Annotated in this window: 16 protein-coding genes, 4 tRNA genes and 2 pseudogenes; 1 reads left to right on the plus strand and 21 read right to left on the minus strand. The window is 34.1% G+C overall.

The features are described from left to right. Nucleotides 1-18: 18 nt before the first annotated feature. The 5 genes and pseudogenes from BAQ46_RS31685 to colA form a co-directional block, all read right to left on the minus strand. Nucleotides 19-966 (minus strand): methyl-accepting chemotaxis protein, encoded by a 948-nt coding sequence (locus tag BAQ46_RS31685; RefSeq protein WP_373418647.1) that lies wholly within the window; start codon nucleotides 964-966, stop codon nucleotides 19-21. Next, nucleotides 958-1995 (minus strand): annotated as a pseudogene (locus BAQ46_RS31690) (HAMP domain-containing protein); the annotation flags it as partial. The pseudogene BAQ46_RS31690 and the gene BAQ46_RS31685, both read right to left, overlap by 9 nt. 236 nt (nucleotides 1996-2231) lie before the next feature. Next, nucleotides 2232-3806: a flotillin lipid rafts scaffold protein FloT gene (gene floT / locus BAQ46_RS14370; protein WP_000155027.1), complete on the minus strand. Its 1575-nt coding sequence runs from the start codon at nucleotides 3804-3806 to the stop codon at nucleotides 2232-2234. 12 nt (nucleotides 3807-3818) lie between these two features. Next, a complete protein-coding gene (locus tag BAQ46_RS14375; protein WP_000242441.1) occupies nucleotides 3819-4367 on the minus strand; it encodes an NfeD family protein in 549 nt (182 codons plus the stop codon). A gap of 246 nt (nucleotides 4368-4613) precedes the next feature. Then, nucleotides 4614-7511 carry a collagenase ColA gene (colA, locus tag BAQ46_RS14380; RefSeq protein ID WP_071742068.1) on the minus strand — a complete coding sequence of 966 codons (2898 nt, stop codon included), beginning with the start codon at nucleotides 7509-7511 and terminating at the stop codon, nucleotides 4614-4616. A 268-nt stretch (nucleotides 7512-7779) separates the two neighbouring features. Here colA and opuD point away from each other — a divergent pair, with 268 nt between their 5' ends. Next, entirely contained in the window at nucleotides 7780-9330 is a 1551-nt protein-coding gene (gene opuD / locus BAQ46_RS14385; RefSeq protein ID WP_000591587.1) for a glycine betaine transporter OpuD, read from the plus strand. Nucleotides 9331-9434: 104 nt separating this feature from the next. Here the strand turns inward: opuD and BAQ46_RS14390 are convergent. From BAQ46_RS14390 to BAQ46_RS14475, 16 genes and pseudogenes are all read right to left on the minus strand, one after another. Then, a pseudogene (locus BAQ46_RS14390) lies at nucleotides 9435-9605 on the minus strand (GNAT family N-acetyltransferase); the annotation flags it as partial. Between the two features lie 121 nt (nucleotides 9606-9726). Beyond that, nucleotides 9727-12666, minus strand: a complete 2940-nt coding sequence (locus BAQ46_RS14395) for an NEAT domain-containing protein (RefSeq protein WP_084638332.1) — start codon at nucleotides 12664-12666, stop codon at nucleotides 9727-9729. A gap of 129 nt (nucleotides 12667-12795) precedes the next feature. After that, nucleotides 12796-13971: a sporulation protein YhbH gene (gene yhbH / locus BAQ46_RS14400; RefSeq protein ID WP_000503505.1), complete on the minus strand. Its 1176-nt coding sequence runs from the start codon at nucleotides 13969-13971 to the stop codon at nucleotides 12796-12798. A gap of 447 nt (nucleotides 13972-14418) precedes the next feature. Beyond that, on the minus strand, nucleotides 14419-16314 hold the full coding sequence (locus tag BAQ46_RS14410) for a PrkA family serine protein kinase (protein ID WP_000353279.1): 1896 nt from the start codon (nucleotides 16312-16314) through the stop codon (nucleotides 14419-14421). A gap of 393 nt (nucleotides 16315-16707) precedes the next feature. Next, nucleotides 16708-18777, minus strand: coding sequence for a sensor domain-containing protein (locus BAQ46_RS14420; RefSeq protein WP_000664307.1), 2070 nt, complete (start codon nucleotides 18775-18777; stop codon nucleotides 16708-16710). 127 nt (nucleotides 18778-18904) lie between these two features. Beyond that, nucleotides 18905-19393, minus strand: a complete 489-nt coding sequence (trmL, locus tag BAQ46_RS14425; RefSeq protein ID WP_000538147.1) for a tRNA (uridine(34)/cytosine(34)/5-carboxymethylaminomethyluridine(34)-2'-O)-methyltransferase TrmL — start codon at nucleotides 19391-19393, stop codon at nucleotides 18905-18907. 58 nt (nucleotides 19394-19451) lie between these two features. Further along, the gene (locus BAQ46_RS14430) at nucleotides 19452-20339 is read right to left on the minus strand and encodes an amidase domain-containing protein (protein WP_000260542.1); all 888 of its coding nucleotides are present in this window, start codon (nucleotides 20337-20339) and stop codon (nucleotides 19452-19454) included. A 44-nt stretch (nucleotides 20340-20383) separates the two neighbouring features. Further along, a complete protein-coding gene (gene queG / locus BAQ46_RS14435; RefSeq protein ID WP_071742069.1) occupies nucleotides 20384-21526 on the minus strand; it encodes a tRNA epoxyqueuosine(34) reductase QueG in 1143 nt (380 codons plus the stop codon). 198 nt (nucleotides 21527-21724) lie between these two features. Then, a tRNA-Gly gene (locus BAQ46_RS14440) sits at nucleotides 21725-21798 on the minus strand. A 114-nt stretch (nucleotides 21799-21912) separates the two neighbouring features. Further along, nucleotides 21913-22566 carry a DsbA family protein gene (locus BAQ46_RS14445; protein ID WP_000842720.1) on the minus strand — a complete coding sequence of 218 codons (654 nt, stop codon included), beginning with the start codon at nucleotides 22564-22566 and terminating at the stop codon, nucleotides 21913-21915. A 187-nt stretch (nucleotides 22567-22753) separates the two neighbouring features. Then, entirely contained in the window at nucleotides 22754-23530 is a 777-nt protein-coding gene (locus tag BAQ46_RS14450; protein ID WP_000664704.1) for a transglycosylase domain-containing protein, read from the minus strand. A 487-nt stretch (nucleotides 23531-24017) separates the two neighbouring features. Continuing rightward, nucleotides 24018-24479 (minus strand): NUDIX hydrolase, encoded by a 462-nt coding sequence (locus BAQ46_RS14455; protein ID WP_000436092.1) that lies wholly within the window; start codon nucleotides 24477-24479, stop codon nucleotides 24018-24020. 121 nt (nucleotides 24480-24600) lie between these two features. Further along, nucleotides 24601-25320, minus strand: coding sequence for a YebC/PmpR family DNA-binding transcriptional regulator (locus BAQ46_RS14460; RefSeq protein ID WP_000532946.1), 720 nt, complete (start codon nucleotides 25318-25320; stop codon nucleotides 24601-24603). Nucleotides 25321-25652: 332 nt separating this feature from the next. Next, nucleotides 25653-25734, minus strand: a tRNA-Leu gene (locus tag BAQ46_RS14465). A gap of 10 nt (nucleotides 25735-25744) precedes the next feature. After that, a tRNA-Cys gene (locus BAQ46_RS14470) sits at nucleotides 25745-25815 on the minus strand. Nucleotides 25816-25829: 14 nt separating this feature from the next. Next, a tRNA-Gly gene (locus BAQ46_RS14475) sits at nucleotides 25830-25904 on the minus strand. Between the last annotated feature and the right edge of the window lie 20 nt (nucleotides 25905-25924).

Genomic DNA, 25924 nt, shown 5'->3' on the forward strand with positions numbered 1-25924 from the left:
GTTTCTTAACAATCATTATTACACTTTAAACTTACCGATCATCTCCTGTAATTCCTCTGCCATTTGTGATAAATGAACTGCTGCTGCATTGATTTCATCTACTGAAGCTAATTGTTCTTCTGAAGAACCAGCAATATTTTGAACGCTTGCTGCATTTTCTTCAATCGTAGCTGCAATTTCATTAATTGATGCACTAACTTGTTTTGCATCTACTGTCATTTGCTTCGCTACTTCTACCATGTTATCAATTTGTACAACTGTATCATCTGTAGATTTCAGTATTTCAGCAAAGCTTTGCTTCGTTTCATTTGCAACTACAAGCCCTGATTGTACTTCTGTCCCAACTAGCTTCATAGAACTTACCGTTTCCTTGATATCAAATTGGATTTCTTTCACTAGTTTTCCAATTTCCGTAGAAGACTGTCCTGATTGCTCAGCTAATTTTCGTACTTCATCTGCTACAATTGCAAATCCTCTTCCTTGCTCTCCAGCTCTTGCAGCCTCAATTGCCGCATTTAACGCTAATAAATTGGTCTGCTCTGCAATATGTTGAATCACCTCAAGGATTGCTCCAATTTGTTTTGATTTATCATCTAACAAAACAATAACTTTATCTGATTGTGAAACAGACTCATGGATTAATTGCATTTGATTCACAGTTTGTTCAACTAACTTTCCACCATCTTCAGCCTTTTTCTTCGTATACATAGATGCTGTAGATACTAATGAAGAACTATCTGCAACACGCTGAATTCCTTCTGTAACTTCTTCTAATAATGTTGCGCCTTCTTCAACTTCTTTCGTTTGTATTTCAGCCCCACTCGACACTTGCTCTATTGCTTGTGTAATTTGTTCCGTCGCTTCACTTGTCTGCTTCATACTAGCTGTTAATTCTTCTGAAGATGCCGCCACGTGACTTGCTGAAGTATTTATATTGGAAATGACCTGATGTAATGATGCCGCCATCTCGTTAAAACTTTCTCCTAACTGTCCAATTTCATCTTTAGAATGAACTGTAATTGTTTCTGTTAAATCGCCTTCACTAATCTTTTTCGATGATATAACAAGTTGTTTTAACGGACTAATGATAGAAGCAATTATGAAGTAAATTAAAATCCCACCAATTATTAATGAAATACCAATAACAGTTAGCGTTTTATAGAAAATAGGATTAGCTGCTTCAATAATTTCTTTTGAAGGCATAATTCCTGCTATTTTCCATCCAGTCTGCTTATTTGTTATAAAGGTAATATTGCGATCATCACCATCAAGTTTGAATTTAAAATCACCTGTTTCCTGTTTGTACAATTCCTTCTCCAGTTTTTCTTCTATTTTGTCACCCGGTTTCATCGTCGGATGTGCTATTACATGTTTAGATTGGTCGAAGATTGCTACATATCCTTTTTTGCCGATATTGACCATTTTTGAAGTATTTACAATATCATTAATAATTAAATCAATACCGAGAACACCGCTCTTATCCTCATTTTGTTTTGCTATTGTAATAACAATATTCCCTGTTGTACTTGACTTATATGGGGCTGTGATAACCACTTCTCCGCTTTTTTTCGCTGCTTCTTTATACCAATCTCTTTCGGTAGGATTATACCCATCTGGCATTTGAATAGACGGTGATTGAATAAATTGTCCCGTACTAGACCCCGTATAAATTGCTTCTATTTCTGGATGTAATTTATTATATTCTTCTAATTTATTTTGCACATTTTGAAGCTGATCAGTTCCGTAACTTACTCCACTAAATAACTTTGTAAAATATACTGCGTCTACCTTTTTACTGTCTATCTCTTTATTAATAACATTATTTAAAATCTTTACGTTATCTTCCGCTGATTGTAAAATTGTTTCATTAAAATTTGTCTTTGCTTGCTGATAAGACGTCCAACCAATTACAATACTTGGAAGAATCAAAACAATAACAAATGACACAAGTAACTTTGCTTTTAAACTACTTCTTCTTAATTTCCCTTGAAACATATCTCTACCCCTCCATACCGTTTTAAATGTAATTGTTTTACATTTAATTTCTTTATATAAATTATACGATTAAAACGTATCAACTCTTTATCTCTTTTTCTATTAAAGAATTAATACATACCTTTTTCATTCTATATAAATTAAATAATTAAAACAATATATTAAAATGTAAATTATTCGAACAATTCACAGAAGAACCTCTAGTATCTTACTTACTAGAGGTTCCACCCACTATACTATTCTTTATCTTTTTCTACTTCTTTTTTCTCATCTTCTACTACTGATACAACAGGTTTATCGTTTGATAATTGTTGTACTGCTCCTTTTCCAGCAAATCCTTCTAATAACTCTTTTAAATCAATGCCAGAAGAAGCTTTTAATGTTTCTTGCATCGTTGCCATTAAATCAGTCGCATAACCTGCAACTTTTCCGGCGCCGCTATTTTTACCACCGCCGCCTGTATCGACAACTGTAATTTTATCAATGTTACTAAGTGGGCTTGCAACTTCCTTCGCATAACTTGGAAGCATTTTAAGTACCATATCCATAATTGCCGCTTGACCATATAACTCAAATGCCTCTGCAATTTTTTGTTTCGCTTCTGCTTCTGCTAAACCTTTTAACCTAATAACATCTGCTTCCGCCGTACCTTGTGCTTTTTGTACTTCCGCTTTCGCTTGACCTTGCGCTTTTTCGATTTCCGCCTTCGCTAAACCTTCCACACGTACTTCTTCCGCACGCGCTCTCGCTTCAGCTTCAATCTTATATTGATCCGCATCTGCCTTTTTCATTTGTTTTACTTTTTCTGCTTCCGCTGATTGCTCAACAGCATAACGATCTGCATCTGCTTTTTTCTTTACTTCTGCATCGTATTGCTTTTCACGACGCGCAATCTCTTTTTCTTCTAATTCAATTTGTTTCTCACGCTCAATGATTTTAACGCGCATTTGCTCTTCTGTAACACCTTGTTGTGCTTTCGCCTGTTGTAATTCGTAAGAAAGATCTGCATCTGCACGAGCTTGTTCTTGCTCTCTCTTATAAGATTGTACTTTTAATTCTTTATGTTTTTCAGCTTCAGCGATTTGGGCATCACGTTGGTATTCAGCCTCTTTCGCTTCTTTCTCAGCACGAGCTTTTTCAATACGCGCTTCCTTTTCACGCTCTGCATTTGCAATTGTTGCATCACGCTTAACCGTCGCAATTTGCGGCTGACCAAGTGCATCTAAGTAACCGTTCTTATCCATAATTTCTTTAATTGTAAAGGAAACGATACGAAGACCCATTTTCTTTAAATCTGTAGAAGCTACTTCATGCACCTTTTGAGCAAATTGCTCTCTATTACTATACGCATCTTCTACTGTCATAGAAGATAAAATCGCACGTAAATGACCTTCTAAAACTTCTTTCGCTTCTACTTTTAACTCTTCTGTTTCTTTTCCTAAATATTGCTCAGCTGCTGTCGATACTTCTTCAATTGTAGAACCTACTTTAATAATAGAAACACCATTTACTGTAACTGGAACACCTTGCTTCGTATACGTATCGCGTGTACCCACTTCTAACTTGTAATTTAGTAAGCTTAAAGGTTCTGCTCTTTGCATGATTGGCACTACGAATGTACCGCCACCGCGAATAATCTTAATCTTCTTTCCATCATCAGTGGTCACTACATTTTTCCCACCACCAAGCCAGTTCCCTGTAACAATTAACGCTTCATCTGGTCCAACTGTTCGATACTTCGTAATGAATACTAAAATGAGTAGAATTAAAATTGCGAGTAAAACTCCACCAATAATTAATGGAATCGTCATGTGAATTCCCCCTTATAATTTTGGTTTTTTTAAAGAATAAGCGATGTTTTGTACAAGCAAAACACCATCTTGGACTCCCTCAATAATAACCTCAGTTCCTTGTGAAATATCTTTTTTCCCAATTGTTTTAGCTGGAATTGCATTACTTCCAAATTGGGAGGATATTAATACTTCACCAAATCCTTCTGTAGGAATTGTCGTAATGACTTCTCCCTTGCAACCAATGAATTCATCCATACGTTGCACAGTATTTTGTTCAGCCTCTGCAATCGGCTTTAAAATTAATATTTTCATTATGAATACACCAATAAAGGATATAGCAAATGCAGCCACGAAAATAAGAATACTATTAAAGGAAAATAAATATTCTCCTATATAACTAAGTCCACATAACATAGCGAAAAAACTAAGTAATAAAGTAACAACGGATACAGATCCGCCTCCAAAACTAAATATGGATTCAAATATATCCCCAAAAAAGATATAAATCACAGTGAGTATAGTAGCAATAATAAATCCGTATAAATAAATTGTCTCAAGTGGATAACCAAACAAAACCATTTCTTATCCCCCTCTCTTAAACAATCCCTTTTTTGTTATGTGTATGCCCCACCTCTTTCAAAGATTATTGTTCTTAATTTTCAGTTATTTACTCTTTAAAGAAAAGCCTGCAGTACAGGCCTCTAAAAAAGAACAGGAGAAGCCTATTGTGACAGGCTCCTCCTAGAAAATAACCGGTATATTATATATCTATATAATATACTATTTTCCACAAAAAGTAAAGTTAAACATACATTGGAAAAGCACTTATTTTACTGATAATTCGTATGTTCCATCGCCATTATCATATTTATATACATACAAGTAATATTTACCTGGTTTTGCATTAAAGTTTGCCTCTATATGATTGCCATTTGCTTGACCGTAAGCAGCATAATTTTGCATATCTGATTCATGGTGAAGTACCCATGTCATCCCGATTCCATACTCATTTAAAACGGAAATATCAATATTTTTCGCTGATGCTACACTAAATGTATAAACATCAGTGTGATCCCCGCCCATAAGGCTACCTTTTATCGTAGTGTTTAGTCCAATACGATTTGCTTCCTCCGGGCGATTATTTGGTTCTGATTCTGTTAAACTTCCATCTTTAACCGTAACCGTTGTTTCGCTTCTACTCTCTTTCCCTTTATCATCTTTTACTATTAACGCTACTTTATATGAACCTTCTCTTTCATATACATGTACTGGATTTACTTCTGCACTTGTGCTTCCGTCTCCAAAGTCCCATAAATAAGAAACGATTTTTCCATCTTCATCTTTTGAGCCGTCGCTTTTAAATTGAATACCTTCTTTTACAAGTCCATTATAAGGGCCATTTATATTAACCGTTGGAGCTTTATTTTCTCCGTCATCTTTTGCGATACCGTGGAAGACTACATCATATTCAAATTCATTTGAGCTATTTACACGATAATTGACGAAATATGCTGTAACAGTTTTGTAGCCACTCCATTCTTTTTGCGCAAGTTGTTCCAAAACTTCATTTACTTTCTTACTCATTGCGTTCCAATCTTCTGACTCACCTTTTGTTACACTACCTGTATACGTACCTTCTAATGTAAATGTATTAAAGAATTGGGAGCTATGTTTTGTCATTTTTGCATCTTTCATCGGCAACGTTTCAGTCATTTCTTTCTCTACTGCTGTTAATGATTTTGGGGCATGTTCAGCTAAATAATCATCTGCTACTGCCGGTACATTATATTTATCTTGATTATCGATTAGCTGCTGCATATACTCTTGATACTCTTTATTTAACTTAGGATCTTTACTTAGATTTTCACGATATGCATCATAATTTTTCACGTCATTCGCACGAATCAAATCTTGAATTTTATCAAATGTTTCAAACTGATGCGTATATAAGTAAGACTGCAATGCGAACGAGTAATTATAGAAATCCCAAGAACCGTATTTAGCAAATAATGTACGCTCTGCTGTATAACGACTTGCAGGATCAGATGATAATCCACTAATGATGCTCTTTCTCGGTACTACATTATTTGTTCGAGTAGACCCTGCGAAAAACTCTGCATTTCCTTCTTGGAACCAAGTTAACCTTTCATTTTGATACATATCTCCTCTTCCGAATAAACCTGGCACTTCATATCTCCCTTGCAGATAATGGGTAAACTCATGGCGGAATAATTCTTCTAAACTATAAATACTTTGTTCTGGCGTGCGTTCATATGTAAAGAATGTTCCTGTTTCTTCAATATAAATTCCACCGTTGTTCGTTTCATATCCATACAGTTGTCTATTTAATTGGTACTCTTCTGGACTGTTATAAATTACGATCGTTAATATATCATCTGCATTGCCCGGCTCTAACGCTTTATCATTCCCAATTACACGATGATACTGCGCTTTTACTTCCTTTGCAGCCCAGTATAGTCTCTTAATTTTTTCTTCCGATACTTTATCTCCTGTTTTAAATACGATAGATCCATCATCAAATGTATACGTTTTTGGTAAGTACTGCTCTTTTCCTTCTTTACGTATTTTCTCTAAATCTACTGTATTCCCGCTATAATCTTTTCCGTTATAATTTGTTGTAATTTGTTCTACTGCGACAAAATACGGCTCACTTAAGCGCGGATACATATGCATTGCCTGTGTCACAACTTCTAATCCTTTATTTGGATTGCTATGAAACTTCCCTAAACGACTAGCAAAGTAAATTCCATTATTAACGAGCCACTTATTTTCTTGTGTTACTTCATTTAGAAGAGCAATACGATTTATTTCATTAATAAACCCATCTACTTTTCCATACCACATCGTTTCATTCGCTTCTTTACGAGCCTCAATTAAGTAAGACTGTATATCATAGTCAATCCCTTGCATAATATCGTATACAGCTTGTCCTTTCATACGATCGTCTACATACGTATGAAGATTATCATTATATTGTTTTAAAATATTAGCTGCGTATTGAACCGTTTCAACATCACTTGAAGCGTTACTAATCAATTTTCCGTATGCAGATACGACTGTATCTTGTTCAGCTGTACCAAGCTTAAAGTTTGGATTTTTTGCGATAGATTTTAAAGCAGGTAAACATTTGTCCTGGAAACTTCTTTCATTTAATTCACTTAATTCGTTATTATAAAATGCCAGATAAAAAGCTGAACGTAGCACTTCCGTAAACGTTTGAATTCCTTTTGAATCATCTTTCGTAAATGTACTACCCCGATGAGCTAATTCATCTATAACGACTTGCATTTTCCCTTTATCTTTATAAAAAGCTTTTGCATCTTCATTAAACTGGAATAAGTCTGTAATTTGGTGCCACTTAATACTACCTAACGTTTCGACTAATTCTTGATCATTCATTTTGTTTAAATCAGCCATTGAATAGCTTTCTTTAACTTGCTTTACTGCCGCTTTGTTCGGAATAGATGCTGGTCGTTGTGAAAAGTCTCCTACTTTTAACCGTTCTTGAAACGATAATGTTTCCTCCGCTTTAGAAACGTGTCCAATCTCATCTACTGGCTTTTCAATTCCTACTGGTTTCGAATGCAATACATTATATGGCACCTTTTCTTCTGCTGATGCATGAGTTTGAATTGCCCCCAGCGATAGAGCCATTGTACTAATGCTAAGCATCACTTTATTGATCTTTGATTTCTTGTTCATATCTTTGCCCCCTATTTTAATATTCCATCCAAGAATTTAACATAAAATCTAGATATAACAATATAAAATGCAATATTTCATATTATTTCTTCTTACATTTTGTACATATCGTGAACAATCTCCCCACTATCTAGCCGCCAATAGTTATGAATCTTTAGCGATTAAACAGTCCTTTTACACATGTTAAAAATCGAATTTTTTGACAATTAACCCTTTAATTGTTATGATTAATATAATTGTTAACTTTATTAAACAAGGGTGGGATTCTATGATAAAAAAAGAAAACAGTGTATTCTATATCTCCATCTTGCTAACAACATTATTCATCATATGGGGAATTACCCCAGCAAGTTGGATACAAGGCTATGATTTACAAAGCGTTACATCTTCTTTAAACTCATTTATCCTCAATAAATTTGGATGGTTTTACTCTCTACTTATGACTGCAATGATTATTTTAGCCGCTTATTTAGCATTTTCTAAGTACGGTTCTATTCGTCTTGGTAAAGATGGAGAAAAACCAAAGTATAGTTATCCATCTTGGCTATCCATGTTATTTGGGGCAGGAATGGGAATTGGACTCCTCTTTTATGGAATCGCTGAACCGATTTCACACTTTACAGATCCACTAACAGGAAAAGCAGGTACAGAGGAAAGCGCCAAGCTCGCTATGCAATATTCATTTTTCCACTGGGGTCTCTTTCCATGGTCACTATACGCAATGGTTGCTTTAACAATTGCATATTTCACATTCCGCAAACAAAAAGGTAGCACAATTGGGGCTACAGTTACTCCATTATTTAATCGATCGAAAAATTCTCCTATCGGAAAAACAGTCGATATTTTAGCTGTTTTAGCCACAGTATTTGGTATTGTGCCCTCTGTTGGGATTGGTGCTCAACAAATTGCTGGAGGATTAAGCTATTTATTCCCTTCTATTCATAACACTTTACTTACACAGCTCGTACTTATCGCTATCTTCGCTGTTTTATATTTAACAAGTGCACAAACAGGCTTAGATCGTGGGATTAAATATTTGAGTAACTTAAATTTCTCTCTTGCAGGTATATTACTCGTCTCCTTCTTACTTTTAGGACCAACTGTATTTATTATGAAATATTTCACATCTACACTCGGTTCTTATATTGGAGCTTTACCTAGTATGGGATTAAATTTAGGAGCATTTAATGAAAAATCTTCTTCTTGGATAGAAAACTGGACTATTTTCTATTGGGGATGGTGGATCTCTTGGTCCCCATTCGTCGGTACATTCATCGCCCGTATTTCTAAAGGACGCACAATAAAAGAATTTATTTTTGGAGTTGTATTAGTCCCAACTCTCATCTGCACATTTTGGTTTGCAGTATTTGGCGGTACCGCTATCCATATGGAAATGTTCCAATCGCTTGGTATAGCTGATGAAATCGCAAAAAATGGTACAGAGATTGGATTATTTGCTGTTATTTCACATCTACCGTTCTCTACATTTTTAACAATTATCGGGTTAATTTTAGTAGCCACATTTTTCGTTACTTCTGCTGACTCGGCAACATTTGTCGTTTCTATGCAAACGAGTAACGGAAGCTTATCACCAAAAAATAGTTTAAAACTTATATGGGGATTAACAATCGCGATTATTGCAGCTATTTTATTACAAGCTGGAGGATTAAATGCACTGCAAATTGCAGCGATCATCGCAGCACTACCATTTTCTATCGTAGTCGTCCTTATGGTTACTTCACTCTTTAAAGAGCTACGAAAAGAAGATGTTAATTTGCAAACGAAAGAAGTTCCGCAAAAAATAAAAAAGGTTATGTAACGATTGGCACCTCAAATTATTTCTAAATCCATGATAAATGAGGAAAAAAGCAAATTAAAAAACCCCATTCGTATGAAATATAATTTTCATACGAATGGGGTTTTTTACTCTATTATATAGTGTTGTAAACATGCCTTCTCCTCAAAACCTACTTTCTTGTACAACTTCATCGCACGATCATAATTCGTATTCAAACATAGTTCTATCTCTCTCATCCCTTGGAAGGAGAAAATATATTGAATTGAAGCTTGTAATAACCGCTCTCCGACACCTTTTCCATTTATCTCCTTCTAAAAAAGACATCATCATAAGCATATTTCAAAATGAAATCGCCATGATAATGTCTTCTTAAAAATTCATATAATCATATTACGTTATAATAAAATAAAAAGTTTTTTATTTCTTAAATAATCTCTTTCTAAATACAAACATACTCAATGCTGAAAGAACTAACGCTATGCCTGAAAGTAATATTGATGTATTCTCTTGTCCACCTGTTGCTCCTAATGATTTCTTACTTTCTTCTTGCTTATTAACAACTGGTTTATTTTCTTTCACAACTTGATTATTCACATTTTGTTCTTGGACTACTGTGGATTGATTTACTGCGTCTTTTGAACCTTCAATTTCTTTTCCTGTTCCTTTTATCTCAGCTTTCGCCCCTTCAACTCCTGTTGTTGGCTCGTCCACTTCTTCTTTTACCTCTTCAACTTCTTTTATTGGCTCTTTTACTTCCTCTTGCTCTTCTTCAACTTCTTTTATCGTTTCTTTCACTTCTTCTTTTGTTTCTTCAACTTCTTTTTCCGGCTCTTTTACTTCCTCTTGCTCTTCTTCAACTTCTTTTATCGTTTCTTTCACTTCTTCTTTTGTTTCTTCAACTTCTTTTTCCGGCTCTTTTACTTCTTCTTGCTCTTCTTCAACTTCTTTTATCGTTTCTTTCACTTCTTCTTTTGTTTCTTCAACTTCTTTTTCTGGCTCTTTTACTTCTTCTTTCGGTATTAATTTTTCTACTATATTCTGCATGACGATGCCACTATATAATATGCCCGTCTCATAATGATCTGCATCCAAGTCAAATTCATATATTTTTTCTCCTAGAGTACTCCAAATGATTCCCTCATCAGTAAGCATTCCACCTGCACTCTTTAACGTAATTTTTTCAATTCGTTCCCCTTCTAAATCATATACAGGTATTTTCACTTCTTTATTTATTTCTGCATCATCCAAAATGACCTTTTGCCTTCTAACATCAATTGTTCCCCACTGGCCTAATTGTATTAACGGCCTTACATCACGAATCTCATTTTCAGCTAATTTTAAACTAAGTAAGTCTAACATTGATCCAAGAACTGACACATCTTTAATACGATTATCTGTAAGATTTAACCATTGTAAATTTTTTAATGAAGATAATGGAGTAGTATCTTCAATTTGATTATGAGATACATTCAAATTATTCAATTGTTTCATGTTTAAGATGAACTCAATATTTTTCAGACCTACTCCTTCCAAAGTGAGTTTTTCTAAGTTCATCATGTATTCTAAGCCTGTTATATCTTTTATCTCTTTTCCTTTTTCTTTAAGGATTTCTAATTTTTTAATCTGTAATAAATCTTCTTTTGTGATAGGAGCGTTTAAATTCTCTCTACCTAAATTCTCTTTATTAATATGTTGTTGTAAAGTTTTATCGAGAATTACATTTTCCTTTTGTTCATTATCCTCTTTTATTTCATCTAACCTTTCAACAACATTTTGAATTACTGTTCCATTAAACTTAATACGATTTTCTTCTGGCTTTATATCTAATATAAATTCGTATGTTTTTTCACCGGTAGTACTCCATTTAACAGAACCATTATTAACTATTCCATCTCCATTCTTTAATTGAATAGTATCGAGTGGCTCGCCTTGTAAATTATAGATAGGTATTTTAACTTCCTTATCTTTTTCTACATCACCTAAAAAGATTTTTTGTCTTTGAACGTCAATGTACATTCTTTTTCCTAACTCTTGAACCGGTCTAACATCACGAATTTCATTTGACGCTAGCTTTAAATCATATAAACCTGTTACTTGACTAAGTGGTGTTATATCTGAAATATAGTTTTCTTCTAAATTAAGTGATTGTACAGTAGACATTCTTGATAAAGGTTCGATGTTTTCTAATTCATTTTTAGAAAGGTCTAACTCTACTAATTTTTTCATTGGTGTAATATGTTCAATATTAGTAAGTCCATTGTTACTTAAAGATAAACTCTTCACATTCTTCAGTTGCTCAATCCCAGCAAGATTAGCATTACTAATTTGATTATTTGCTACAGTCAAAGTCCTTAAAGATTTCGCTGTAAATAATGGTTTAATATCTTTTATATAATTACTATTTAAATCTAGCAATTTAATCTTCTTCATTTGACTTAGTGGGCTTAAATCTGAAATTTTATTATTTCTCAAGCTTAAACTCTCAATATGTTCTAACTCAGCCAAAGGTCCAATATCTTCAAGTTCGCCATAGGTTATACTTAATGATTTCAATTGCCTCAAATTCGAGATAAATTTTATATTTTCTAACTTAACTTCTTCCAACGTTAAGTTTTCTAAGTTCTTCATATATTCTAGACCGCTTACGTCTTTTATTCCTTTGCTTTTAGCTTCAACGACTATTAAAGATTTAACTTTTAATAAATCTTCCTTAGTTATTGGGGTATCTAAATTTTCTCTATTCAAGTTATATTTATTAATATGCTTTTGTAATTGCCTATCTAATATTACATTTCCATTTTCATCTTGTTGATCCACTTTATCCTCTTTATTTTCCTTTTGTGCTTCTGGAACATTATTTTCTAAATTCAATGTATTTACTTCAAATTGTACTTGATACTTATTATCATAGGCTATTGTCGGAATATAAATATGCATTTGCATATTATACCTTTTTCCTAATTCCCCTACTTCAAACTGAATCACTTTCGTTCCATTTTTCTTTTTATCTTCTGATATTACTTTTACATCATGAAACACACCAGGAGTATGTATATCCTCTGTTTTCAAGTATTGAAAGAAGTCACTATCACTTAACGTTGCTGTTACAATTTTCTTTCCGTTCTCAACTGTTAATTTCGGATTTTTTATATAAACAGCTGCCATAGACTCTTCATTTGTTTTATCTTTATACGCTTTAATAACAGCGTCATATGTACCATCTTCTAAACCTTGTCCCGTTTTATTCGCCTCAATTGCTACTGCCGCTAAAGCAGGTGTTGAATAAACAGCAAACGGAAGTGATAACGTCGCCGCTATAATCATTGCATTTATATGTTTTCTTTTATTTCTTTTCAACTTGACATCTCCTCCAAAATATACAAATTAAAATGTAATCATTTCTCGAATAAATGATAATGATTTTCATTATCATTGTCAACTAAAAAAATAAAAAGTTAACAAAAAAATAACCCCTTTTTAAGGGGGTTATGCCATTTTTTCTCCAGATTCTTCTCTAAAAAAGCTCTTCATCGCATGGAATACATCTGCTTTTTGCTTTAAAATATAATATCTGAAGTTTTCATCTTTAATATTTTTATAGGCTGACATAAGTGTACTGTGGCGATTGTACTGATTCACTTCCCCATATCCAAACATATTACACTTCTTCATTAATTCTTCAACAAGTTTTACACATCTAGCATTATCTGATGTTAAATTATCACCGTCTGAAAAATGGAATGGATAAATATTATAGCGGTCTGGTGAATATTTATTATCAATTAGCTCAAGTGCTTTTTTGTATACAGAAGAACAAATTGTTCCGCCACTTTCTCCTTTTGAGAAAAACTCTTCCTCTGGAACTACTTTTGCCTCCGTATGATGGGCAATAAATTCAATATCTACTGTTTCATACTTTGTGCGTAGAAATCTCGTCATCCAGAAAAAGAAGCTCCGTGCCATATATTTCTCCCATATTCCCATCGATCCACTCGTATCCATCATCGCTAATACAACAGCTTTTGAATCTGGCTTTAATACTTCATTCCAAGTACGGAACTTTAAATCTTCTTGATGAATTGGATGAAAAGATGCTTTACCACGCATCGCATTTCGTTTATATGCGGATATCATCGTTCTTTTCTTATCGATATTGCCCCATAATCCCGTTTTTCTAATATCATTAAATTCAACATGTTCAATCTTGTTTTCATCCATTTCTTTTCTCTTTAAATTAGGTAATTCTAATTCTTTGAAAAATGCTTGCTCTAATTCCAAAATAGAGACTTCAGCTTCATAATAATCTTCTCCAGCCGCATCCCCTGCTCCTTGCCCTTTTCCTGGTCCTTTTTGCTTTTGACCACCTGATCCATCTCTCGCAACGACATCACCAACTTTGCTGTCACCATTTCCTTGCCCAACGTGTTTGTTTTTATCATAATTGTACCTAATCTTATATTCATCTAAAGAACGAATCGGTATTTTTACAACATCCTTACCATTAGACATAACAATGCTTTCTTCTGTTACAAGATCGGGTAAATTATTCTTAATTGCCTCTTGTACTTTCTCTTGATGGCGTTGTTGGTCGTCATATCCTTTGCGATGGAGGGACCAGTTTTCCTGTGAAATCGTATAATTTGGTTGGTTTTCTTCACCCATTTCTTTCCCTCCTTACTGTAATTGTCTTCCTATATGAACAGCAAGCTAGAAATTTTGTTTTATACTGTACCAGCTAGAATGAAAGGTAACTGCCCATCGAAAATCATCCCATAAACATATATAACGTTTTTCATATAATACTCCGAGCATCCTAAACAAAATTTTGCCACTCACATACTAGAAAAGAATCATTCAGCCTTTGATAAGAAAGAAACACAATGCATAGTTGCACACATTTACACTTTGCAACATATTGTATTGTGTTGGCTTTTTTCGTATGAATGGTTGGTTACTCTATCATATGCATATTGTAAAAATAATTGACAATAAATTCATAAAATTGCATCTTAATTTATTGCATTTGGACAAGGTATGACACTTTACACATATGACTGGATAATAAAACGCTGTCCCGCAAAATACAAGAGACAGCGTTTTGTTATCAAACTATCGGTTTAGCAGACTACCTACATAGCGTAATAATTCATTTGCTGAAGAAGAATTATAGCCGTGCTCATCAATTAAACGTGCAACAACATCATTAATTTTCTTCAGCTGATTTTCGTCTGGTGTTTTCGTTGATGTTGTAATTTTCACTATATCTTTTAAATCAGCAAATAGCTTCTTCTGAATCGCTTCACGAAGACGTTCGTGCGAATTATAGTCGAAGCGTTTTCCTTTACGTGCATAAGCAGAGATGCGAATTAATATTTCTTCCCGGAATGCTTTTTTAGCATTTTCTGAAATTCCAATTTGCTCCTCAATCGAGCGCATTAACTTTTCATCTGGGCTCATTTCTTCACCTGTTAACGGATCACGTAATTTCGACTTATTGCAGTACGCCTCAACGTTGTCTAAGTAATTATCCATAAGTGTCTTAGCGGATTCTTCATACGAATAAACAAACGCTTTTTGTACTTCTTTTTTAGCAATTTCATCATATTCTTTTCTTGCTAATGAAATGAAGTTCATATAGCGCTCTCGGTCTTCATTACTAATCGATGGATGCTGATCCAATCCATCTTTTAAAGATCTAAGCACATCTAGAGCATTAATAGATGGTACCTCTTTTCGAATAATTGTAGAAGAAATGCGGTTAATAACGTAACGAGGATCAATACCTTTCATACCTTCATCTTGATATTCGCGTTGCAACTCCTCTACATCAATCGCATTATAACCTTCTACCGTTTCTCCATCATACAAACGCATCTTTTTAATTAAATCAATATCTGGACGCTTCGGATCTTTTAAACGAGTTAAAATCGTAAACATTGCTGCAACCCGAAGTGTATGCGGTGCAATGTGCACATCGGACACGTCACTTTCACGAATCATTTTTTCATAAATATGTTCTTCTTCACTCACTCGTAAATTATATGGAACTGGCATTACAATAATTCTTGAGTGTAATGCTTCATTTTTCTTATTTGCTATGAAAGAGCGATACTCTGTTTCATTCGTATGCGCTACAATTAATTCATCTGCTGAAATAAGTGCAAATCTTCCCGCTTTAAAATTCCCTTCTTGTGTAAGCGATAATAAATGCCATAAAAACTTCTCGTCGCATTTTAACATCTCTTGGAATTCCATCATCCCACGGTTTGCCTTATTCAATTCTCCATCGAAGCGATACGCTCGTGGATCTGATTCTGAACCATATTCTGCAATTGTAGAAAAGTCCAAGCTACCTGTTAAATCTGCAATATCTTGTGATTTAGGATCAGAAGGGCTAAATGTACCAATACCAGTTCGGCGATCTTCAGAGAAGAAAATACGCTCCACAACTACATCTTCAATTCTCCCACCATATTCTTGCTCTAGGCGCATAACGTTGAGTGGTGATAAATTCCCTTCAATTCTTACTCCATACTCATCAAAGAAATCATCTCGTAAATGATGCGGAATTAAATGAAGTGGATCTTCATGCATTGGGCACCCTTTAATTGCAAAAATTGCTCCTCGATCTGTTCTTGAATATGTTTCTAATCCTCGTTTCAACATCGTAACTAATGTTGATTTACCTCCACTAACAGGACCCATTAATAATAAAATACGTTTTCTAACATCTAATCGTTTTGCAGACGGATGAAAATATTCCTCTACAAGACGTTCTAAAGCATCCTCTAACCCAAATAGCTGATTACTAAAGAAGTTATACTTTCTTCTACCATCAACTTCTTCAATTCCAGCATCTTTTATCATATTGTAAATGCGAGAGTGTGCTGTTTGAGCCACCCATGGTCTTTCCTTCACAAGCTCCAAATACTCCGCAAACGTACCTTCCCATTGTAAGCGTTCTTCTGCTTCTCGATGCTGTTCAATTTTTTTTAGAATATCCATTATAGCTCCTCCCCCATCTCCTTGTTCAATCGGATTATTATAAAAGGTATGCTAGGATGTCCTTAAACATTCTTTAAATCAAAATGAAATATACAGTAGTGTTATAAAATTCTCTCCAAAATTCAAAGAAAATTCTGTATAATATAGGTATTAAAGTTTTTACACCTCTATTCATTTTAAATAAATTCTTTTCTTCCAAGAACATTACATACATTTCGATTCATATTTCAGATTCGTAAACTGAAAAAATAGGAGGGATATTAGTATGAAATTATTATTAATTTTAGGTGTATCACTCACATTTCTTACAGCTATTTTTACATCTGGTTACAATGATAAACCCGGTACACATAAAAAGTGATGTGCTTCTTAGCACATCACTTTTTTTATCGATTATTTATAATACACATTTTCCACATCATATTTTGATAAAGGGCGGCTATAATAATAACCTTGTACAAACTTCACATTCTTTTCCTTCAAAAATTGTATTTGTTCCGCTTTTTCTACCCCTTCTGCAATTACATTCAATTCCAACGTATGAGCTAGATGAATAATTGCAGCCGTAATATTCGTATCGCGTTCATCTACATGTATACCTTCCATAAAAGAACGATCAATTTTCAAAGTATCAATTGGATACGTTTTTAAATAACTCAAAGATGAATACCCTGTACCAAAATCATCTAAATGAATCTTTAAATTTTGTTCTTTTAATTGTAGCAATACTCTTTTCGATATATCTTTATGTATAAGGGCTCCTTCTGTAACCTCTATCGCTAATAAATGAGCTGGTACATTGTACTTATGTAAAGCTCGTGTAATCATCTCTATTAATGTAATAGAGCGAAAATGCCTGGCTGAAATATTAACTGCAATTGGGACAACTTCATATCCTTTATTTAACCATTCGCGTATTTGTCGACACACTTCATTTACTACCCATTCATCAAGCTTAATAATAAATCCTGTTCTTTCTGCTAGCGGAATAAATTGATTGGGAGAGACAAATCCTAATTCTTTATTCTCCCACCTTATTAAAGCCTCCATACTAGCTATTTTTTTCGTTTCAATATTAATTTGCGGCTGATAATATAAGAAGAATTCATTTTTTTCTATAGCACGATGTAATTGGTTTTCTATTATAAATCTTTGTTCACGCTCACAATCTAACCCACTGCAATAAAAATGATAATGCCCTTTTCCTTTTTCTTTTGCTTTTTCCAAAGCAGCATCAACTCTTTGGAATAATATCTTTTCATCTTCTCCATCTGTTGGAGCCATTACAATTCCGATTGAAGCACTTAAATACACGTCCTCTTCTTCGATTACAAAATGTTCACTAATCCTTTTCAGTATGTTTTTGGAAACTCCCTCTACACGTTCTTTCGTTATATTTTCTATTAACATAACAAATTGATCATCGTGTTCTCTAAATAAGTGTATACCGGGTATTTGAAAACTGCTTAAACATTCTGTAACTTTTTGTAACACTTTATCTCCTTCTTTATGACCAAACGTATCATTAATAAGGTGAAATTCATCTAAATCTATAAAGATAAACGCAAAAGCTACCTTCTCATTTAAAAAATCATTTAACTTATTTGTACATGAAATTCTATTCATTAATCCTGTTAGCTGATCATAATAAGCTAAATATTCCGTTCTCATTTCATTTAATATTTGCTTTGTAACATCCCTTGTAACAATATATACTCCAACAATTTCACCATTTACAATAATCGGGATAGTTCTCAAGGAAATATAGAGCTCGTACCCTTCTTTATGAACATATTTCTTTGAAACAATTTGCTTTGCCCTTCCTTGCATGGCTTCTTTAAATATAATTTGAAAATCTTTTTCATATTCTTTATTAATAAATTCAAAAATAAACTTATTATTTAATTCTTCAAATCGGTATCCAAATATTTCATACGTTGCTGGATTTGCATATGTAATTCTTCCTATAGAATCTATAGATATGATGGAGTCATTATTATATTCTAGTAATGACTTAAACAGCATTTGTTTTTCCTCTATCTCCATCTTCTCCTCTATTTGAGCTGTGATATCCCTTGTAATACAAATAATAAACTGACATACTCCTTCTTCATCAAATACAGGATTAAGTGAAGATTCATAATGTAAGTTACCAGTTGGTAAACTAACTACATCACAAAAGGTATGTGCTTTCGCTTCGCTCGCTACTTTTGCATATTGCACTTGCAATATTTCCGCCGTATCTTCCGGTAATACTTCTGCAAAAGTTTTTCCATAACATTCTTCACTTAGCTTCGCATAATCCATACCTAACTTATTTACATAAATATATGTAAATGTTTCATCATCAATAACTTTAACAATAAATACTAAATCTTGAATAGCATGTAATAATCCTCTTCTTATTAAATCCATATCTATCATACTTAAAAAGGTATTTTGATTACTATATTGTTCCTTCATATTTATCTCAACCCGTCTGATCTATTTTTATTCATATATCCCATTTTATATGAATATGTATCCTTTTTTAAATGTATGATTACATATTATTTTTATTTTTAGAAAAAAAGTCGCCATATGGCGACTTTTAATAAACAATTTCTAAATCTAATCCTGGATAATTTTGTTGACGGAATGCTTCATAAATTAAAATAGCTGCTGTATTAGATAAATTTAATGAACGCACTTTATCAGTCATTGGAATACGTAAACAATGATCGAAATTTTCTTCGATTACATTAGCTGGTAAGCCGTTCGTTTCTCTTCCAAATACAAAATAGTAATCCTTCTCACGTTTGCTATAATCAAACGCTGTATGAGCTTTCTCGCCATACTTTGTTAAATAGAAGAATTCACCGTCTTTATTTTTCTCATAAAACTCTTCAATTGAATCATAATACGTAATTTTCACGTGCTGCCAATAATCTAATCCTGCACGCTTTAACATTTTATCATCCGTTGAAAATCCAAGCGGTCTAATCAAATGTAATTCTGTTCCAGTTGCTGCACAAGTACGAGCAATATTCCCTGTATTTGCTGGAATTTCTGGTTGATATAAAACAACATGTACTCCCACGCGATATTCACCTCTGTTTTTTGTCTACTACGTATTATACCACTTGAGCGAAAAATCTCTACCCATTAATAATATGAAAGAATTTATATTTCATTTGTGGTGTATATTTACTAGAATCTTCATAGTTCCAATAACGCCGACGGCTATTCGCTGAATGTGCATTTACAAGTGGCATACCATCTGCGTCTTTTGCTACTACAATCGTCGTATGGTTCCACCTACCATCATCCTCGAAATCATAAGCGATGACATCACCAAGAATAAGGTCCTCTGGCCTTTCTACAGCTTCAGCTCGAAGTCCTGATGTAGCACCTGACAAATACCAATAAAAAGAGTGTGCAACAGCCCAGCTCCAACTCCACTGATTCTCCCTTTGCCACCATCCTTTACGAATATTAGGATATCCATTCATTGGTACTTCTCCAGTATGAAGACATTGAGAAATAAAATTCGTACAATTATCAGGGAAATTACGATATGCAGGGTTTCGATCATCCCACCAACGCTCTGCATATTTAACTGCCTCTAAACGGTTGTACTGATAGGAACCGTACTTCTCTTTTGTAACTTCCCTTTCTAATGTCTCACTCATTCCAACTGCTTCTGGCACTTCAATAGCATAATCACTTATTATCCGGCTATTATTTAAACAAACTCTTCGTTTTAATTGTTCCTCTTCAATATAAAATAATTCTTTATGCTTAATTAAATATTTAAAATGTATTTGATAATCAATTTCTTGATGATTGCTATTATTTAATTGCCTCATAAAAGAAACATCCGCAGTTGCTTTTACTATCTCTGCATTACGCTTTTGAAATAATTGTTTCTTTCTCTTTGCTATTTGTAATAAATCTTCAGCAATACCATCTACATTTGTTCGTTTCTCTGTTATATATGCTAAAAAGTGTTGGACTTGCTTTTCAATATTTATTTTTACAACCATTTCGTCTCCCTCCCATATTACAATATGAAAAAGGGAGATATTATCTACTCTTTTTTCTGCGCTAACAGTTCAAGTCCGCGATTCATTTCATGAAGAACCTCTTCGTCTTTCTCACGTTGCATCGCTTTTTCAATAGCTTCGCCCACGCCGTCTCCACCAATTTTTCCAAGCGCCCACGCTGCCGTCCCGCGAAGCACTGGTCTTGGATCATCTTTCATAACACCTATTAAATCTGGAATTGCTGATGCTTCTTTAAAATGTGCAAGTGCCAAAATTGCATTTCGTTGCAACGGTTTTTTACCTCTCCATGAACCAGACATAATTCCATATTTCTCTTTAAAATCACGATTGCTAATTGTTAAAAGCGGTGTTAATAACGGTTTAACTAACTCAGGATCTGGTTCCATCTCAGGGTGATTATGAAAATCCATTCCTTTATTTTTCGGACAAACTGTCTGACACGTATCACATCCATAAATACGATTACCTATTTTGTCGCGATACTCTTCTGGTAGGAATCCTTTCGTCTGTGTTAAAAATGCTATACACTTCTTCGAATCTAACTGTCCTCCTTGTATTAAAGCACCTGTAGGACAAATATCAATACACTTTGTACAGCTCTCGCATTGATCTTCTATCGGCTGATCTGGTGGGAATGGAACGTTTGTAATCATTTCTCCTAAATATACATACGAACCAAATTCAGGTGTAATAATAGAGCAGTTCTTACCGCTCCATCCAATACCAGCACGCTCTGAAACAGCTCGATCACTTAATTCACCCGTATCAACCATTGACTTAACTTCTATATCGGGAAGTTTTTCGATTAAATATGCTTCTAATTTCTGCAAACGATCTCGTAAAACTAGATGATAATCTTGTCCCCAAGAAGCACGACAAAAAATCCCACGGCGTTCTCCACGCTTACTTAATGGTGCATTTTTTAATTTTGAAGGATACGCTAATGCAATCGCAATAATTGATTTTGCACCAGGTAATAGAAGCTGTGGATTCGTTCTCTTTTCTATATCAGGCTCTTCAAATCCAGATTGATAATTTAATTGTTGCTGCTGGATTAACCGCTGCTTTAATTCTTCAAATGGTGAAGCACTAGCAAAGCCTATTTTATCTATACCAATCGTTTTACTATACGCAATAACATCTTGCTTTAATTGTTCAAAATCCATTTCTAATCGCCTCCTCAGATGAATCCATCCTTTATGTAACGATCTATTAGTTAGCAATTCACTTTCGGAATACTATTCTTTACTTCTATTTTCGCATACAATTACGTTTTCCAAACATTAAAAAACGCAATGCCTCGTTTATCTCGGAAACGAAACACTGCGTTGATCACAATTTATAGAAAAACATTTAATAAAATTTGGAGCGGGTGAAGAGAATCGAACTCTCGACCAGAGCTTGGAAGGCTCTTGTTTTACCACTAAACTACACCCGCAAATATGAAATACATATAAGATATTAGAATAACTTATGTAAAGTAGTATAGCATGTAAAAAAAGCGGAAGCAAGAATTTTATCGAAAAAAGTCGAAAAAGTGATGAGTAGCTCATCACTTTTTCAATTCTTTATCAATCGCCTTCTTCATACTATCGAAATCAGGGTTTGCAAGATTTCCGTTTATATATACTGAAGGAGCACCTTGAACTTTTAATTTTTGAGCACGATCTGAATCTTTACGTACTTTTTCTTTTATTTCTTTACTGTGTAAATCTTTCTTAAATTGATCTACATCAACTTTCGGAAGCTTCTCTTTCACAATGTTAAGAAGTAATTCTTCTGTAATCCATTCTTCCGTATCTTTCTTTTGACTTTGATAAATCTCATCATAGAAAGTCCAGAATGAATCTTTATCTTGTTTATAAATTGCTTCACCAGCTGCTGCACCTAAATCAGAGTCTTTCCCAATAAACGGAAAATTAATAAAGTATAACTGCACTTTACCTTTATCAATATACTCTTCTTTTAATCGTGGCAATACTGTTACATCCCAAGTACGACAAGCGGGACATTTGAAGTCTCCAAATTCAACTACCTTAACCGGAGCATCATCTTTCCCTAAAGATTGTTGTGTGGAATAAGCAAACATCTCATTCCCTTTATCTTTTTTGTCATTTATGATGCTATACGCAATCGTTCCGATCACAATCAATACTGCAATGGAAAAAACTATACCAAGAGCCATGAGTTTGTTCGATGATTTCATATACATTCCTCTTTAATTTCATATTCTGTATACAGCATTGTACACAATACACATAATATCAACACTTATATACGTCACGCAATGAACACGCTCACATAAATTACAAAAACACAATAATTGTGACGATATTGTGTCACGATTTGTCACAATTTATTCAAAAAAAGAAGCTCCTATGTAGGAACTTCCATTAGCTTACTGCTTTTTCACGAGCACTATTTAACATCGACTGCTCTGTTTTTATATCATGACGAATGACTAACTTCTCACTAACTGCTTGCACATACTCATCATGATTGATATAGCCTTCTTTCTCCATCAATCTCAAAACGACATTTCGTCTCTCTACGGCCTTATCATAATTTTGTGCCGGTGAGTAATAAGCAGGTGCCTTTACTACAGCAGCCATCATTGCACTTTCAGCCAATGTTAATTGGCTCACCTTTTTACCGAAGTATAGGTTTGCTGCTTTTTCAATTCCCCATGCTCCTTCTCCGTAATAAATATTGCTTACATACAATTTTAAAATTTCATCCTTCGTAAATGTACGTTCAATTTTTTTCGTATAGAAAATCTCTTTCCACTTACGAGAAAATGTACGTTCATTCGTTAAAAAAGCATTTTTAGATAACTGCTGTGTAATTGTGCTTCCGCCTTGCACAACACCACCAGCTTTTATATTTTCAACAGACGCTCTGACAATCGCTATATAATCTAAACCGTTATGATGATAAAACCTTTTATCTTCTGTCGCAATAAATGCATGTGTCAATGATTCTGGTACCTCTAACTTAGCCGGTACATGTAATTTACTAATATCACTTTTCTCAATCATTACATTTCCAATGAATAATAACGTAAAACTTAACAATAATAATAAAATAATGGCTTTATAAAAAAACTTAGTCATTGGATTTAATGCAACTTTTTGATGATAATTCACCCTAGATAATACTCGTTCTTTCATCTTAAACACCTCTTTTCCACATAGCGTATAACTCTTACTTTAAGAATACCTTGTTGTAAAAAAATATCCCATCGATTTCTCTTACACGTACCTTACATCATTGTAAGGTATAAATTGAAACTTTCATCAGACCCCCACCAATCTGGCTGCCCGGCAAATAGCGGGATAAAAAAGTATTGTATCACAGTCCTTTTTTATCTACTATTCATCTGAAATATTGAATATAGATTATGCTAAATCAATAGCAGATTAGATCTTAAGGCTATTATACTTTCTCTATTAAAGCGCCCTATTTTCATTATATCATCTACCAATATATATACTTTTGAGTATCTAGTAATCTAAATGTACATAATATATCATATATTATACAGAACAAACGTTCTTTAAATCAATACTAACACTATTATTATTTTGACCTTTTTCTTAAACAGTATACAAAAAAGAGTAGTGATTTGACTGTATCTCAAATCGGCTACTCTTTTCTTTACAATCTTCCTATTAAGTTATACGGCTGCACTTCCCACGTTTCATACGGAATGAAATGGGTTGCTCTCATCGCATCAAGTGTTCTGGATTTCATATGAGGACGCGTTATATACTCATTTATGTTCTCTTCGTTTAAAGCAACAAATTTAGCCTCTTGTATTTCTTCATGTTGAATTTTTATTTCACCGCTTACATATGCTACTTTAAAAACGACAGCTAAAATGTTCATGGAAGCATTATAATAAACTCCTGTAACTCCAAGCGGCTTCACAGTTAAACCCGTCTCCTCAAGCATTTCCCTACAAACAGCTTGATCGAGTGCTTCCCCTTCTTCTACCTGTCCTCCTGGTAACTCCCACGTATCAGCTCGCCAGTGTACCTTTGCTAATAACACTTCATCTTTTTCATTTGTTAAATAGCCTGCTACAGCAACGATATGTTTTGGTGTTTTTTGTTCCATGTTAAGCCTCCTAGCAATAATGAATATTTCATATATCCCTATAAGCATATTCCCTGTTTACAATAAAATACCTTTATTAAAAAAGCCCCTATTCGTTAAACGAACAGGGGCTTTTATCGTATTATTCTCCTAAGTCTACGTTGTGATAAACTTGTTGTACATCTTCTAAATCTTCTAATGCATCAACCATTTTTTCAAATTGTGCTTGTGCATCTTCAGGAAGTGTTACATCGTTTTGTGCAAGCATTGTTAATTCGGCAACTGTAAATTCTTCAACACCCGCATCTTTAAGAGCAGATTGTACTGCATGGAATTGATCTGGTTCAGCATACACGATAACAGCATCTTCTTCTTCAAGTATGTCACGTGCATCCACATCTGCTTCCATTAAAATCTCAAGAACTTCATCTGATGTTTTCCCTTCAAGGCCGATAACAGCTGTTGCATCAAACATGTAAGCTACAGAACCGTTTACACCCATGTTACCACCGTTTTTGCTAAATGCAGCTCGTACATCTGCTGCAGTACGGTTTACGTTGTTTGTAAGTGTATCTACAATTACCATAGCTCCATTTGGTCCGAATCCTTCATAACGAAGCTCGTCATAATTTTCTTCTGAACCACCTTTTGCTTTTTCAACTGCACGATCGATAATTGTTCTTGGAACATTGTATGTTTTCGCACGTTCTAATACAACTCTAAGCGCTTGGTTTGATTCCGGATCTGGCTCGCCTTGTTTTGCCGCTACATAAATTTCACGTCCAAATTTCGCGTATATACGGCTAGTATTTGCATCTTTTGATGCTTTTTTATCTTTAATATTATTCCATTTACGACCCATACTTTCCACTCTCTTTCCCGTTTTAAATCTACATAAAAATATTAATATGAAATATCATGTGTGTTCAACACATTTTTAAAAGAAATATAAAAAGTTCATTTTTGATTCATATTACAGACATAATATAAATCACTATCATTTTGTTCTTTCGACAAGTTATATTATACATGAATTCCTACGTTTATTACGAATTTTAGAAGCACATAACATAATTTAGCAAAAAAATCCTACCATTTCACCAACACACTATTTATGCTTATTTTGTAGTGTGATGAAAATATAAAAAGACTCTACACATTTGGTGTAGAGTCTTTTTATTACGCCGTTCGTGATACCGATGGTCGGGGTCGAACCGACACTCCCGAAGGAACACGATTTTGAGTCGTGCGCGTCTGCCAATTCCGCCACATCGGCACAAAAGAAAAGGCGGCAACCGGATTTGAACCGGTGATAAAGGTTTTGCAGACCTCTGCCTTACCACTTGGCTATGCCGCCATATAAAATTTTACTGGAGCGGAAGACGGGATTCGAACCCGCGACCCCAACCTTGGCAAGGTTGTATTCTACCACTGAACTACTTCCGCAAGACATGTATGAGTTATTT

Origin of the sequence: Bacillus paranthracis (genome assembly GCF_001883995.1) — a bacterium.
GTDB lineage: Bacteria > Bacillota > Bacilli > Bacillales > Bacillaceae_G > Bacillus_A > Bacillus_A paranthracis.

Excerpts from the sequence above, each read along its gene's own strand:
- BAQ46_RS31685 (WP_373418647.1), bottom strand. The coding sequence starts at position 966 with ATGGCGGCATCATTACATCAGGTCATTTCCAATATAAATACTTCAGCA.
- floT (WP_000155027.1), bottom strand. The coding sequence starts at position 3,806 with ATGACGATTCCATTAATTATTGGTGGAGTTTTACTCGCAATTTTAATT.
- BAQ46_RS14375 (WP_000242441.1), bottom strand. The coding sequence starts at position 4,367 with ATGGTTTTGTTTGGTTATCCACTTGAGACAATTTATTTATACGGATTT.
- colA (WP_071742068.1), bottom strand. The coding sequence starts at position 7,511 with ATGAACAAGAAATCAAAGATCAATAAAGTGATGCTTAGCATTAGTACA.
- opuD (WP_000591587.1), top strand. The coding sequence starts at position 7,780 with ATGATAAAAAAAGAAAACAGTGTATTCTATATCTCCATCTTGCTAACA.
- yhbH (WP_000503505.1), bottom strand. The coding sequence starts at position 13,971 with ATGGGTGAAGAAAACCAACCAAATTATACGATTTCACAGGAAAACTGG.
- BAQ46_RS14410 (WP_000353279.1), bottom strand. The coding sequence starts at position 16,314 with ATGGATATTCTAAAAAAAATTGAACAGCATCGAGAAGCAGAAGAACGC.
- BAQ46_RS14420 (WP_000664307.1), bottom strand. The coding sequence starts at position 18,777 with ATGAAGGAACAATATAGTAATCAAAATACCTTTTTAAGTATGATAGAT.
- BAQ46_RS14430 (WP_000260542.1), bottom strand. The coding sequence starts at position 20,339 with ATGGTTGTAAAAATAAATATTGAAAAGCAAGTCCAACACTTTTTAGCA.
- queG (WP_071742069.1), bottom strand. The coding sequence starts at position 21,526 with ATGGATTTTGAACAATTAAAGCAAGATGTTATTGCGTATAGTAAAACG.
- BAQ46_RS14445 (WP_000842720.1), bottom strand. The coding sequence starts at position 22,566 with ATGAAATCATCGAACAAACTCATGGCTCTTGGTATAGTTTTTTCCATT.
- BAQ46_RS14450 (WP_000664704.1), bottom strand. The coding sequence starts at position 23,530 with ATGAAAGAACGAGTATTATCTAGGGTGAATTATCATCAAAAAGTTGCA.
- BAQ46_RS14455 (WP_000436092.1), bottom strand. The coding sequence starts at position 24,479 with ATGGAACAAAAAACACCAAAACATATCGTTGCTGTAGCAGGCTATTTA.
- BAQ46_RS14460 (WP_000532946.1), bottom strand. The coding sequence starts at position 25,320 with ATGGGTCGTAAATGGAATAATATTAAAGATAAAAAAGCATCAAAAGAT.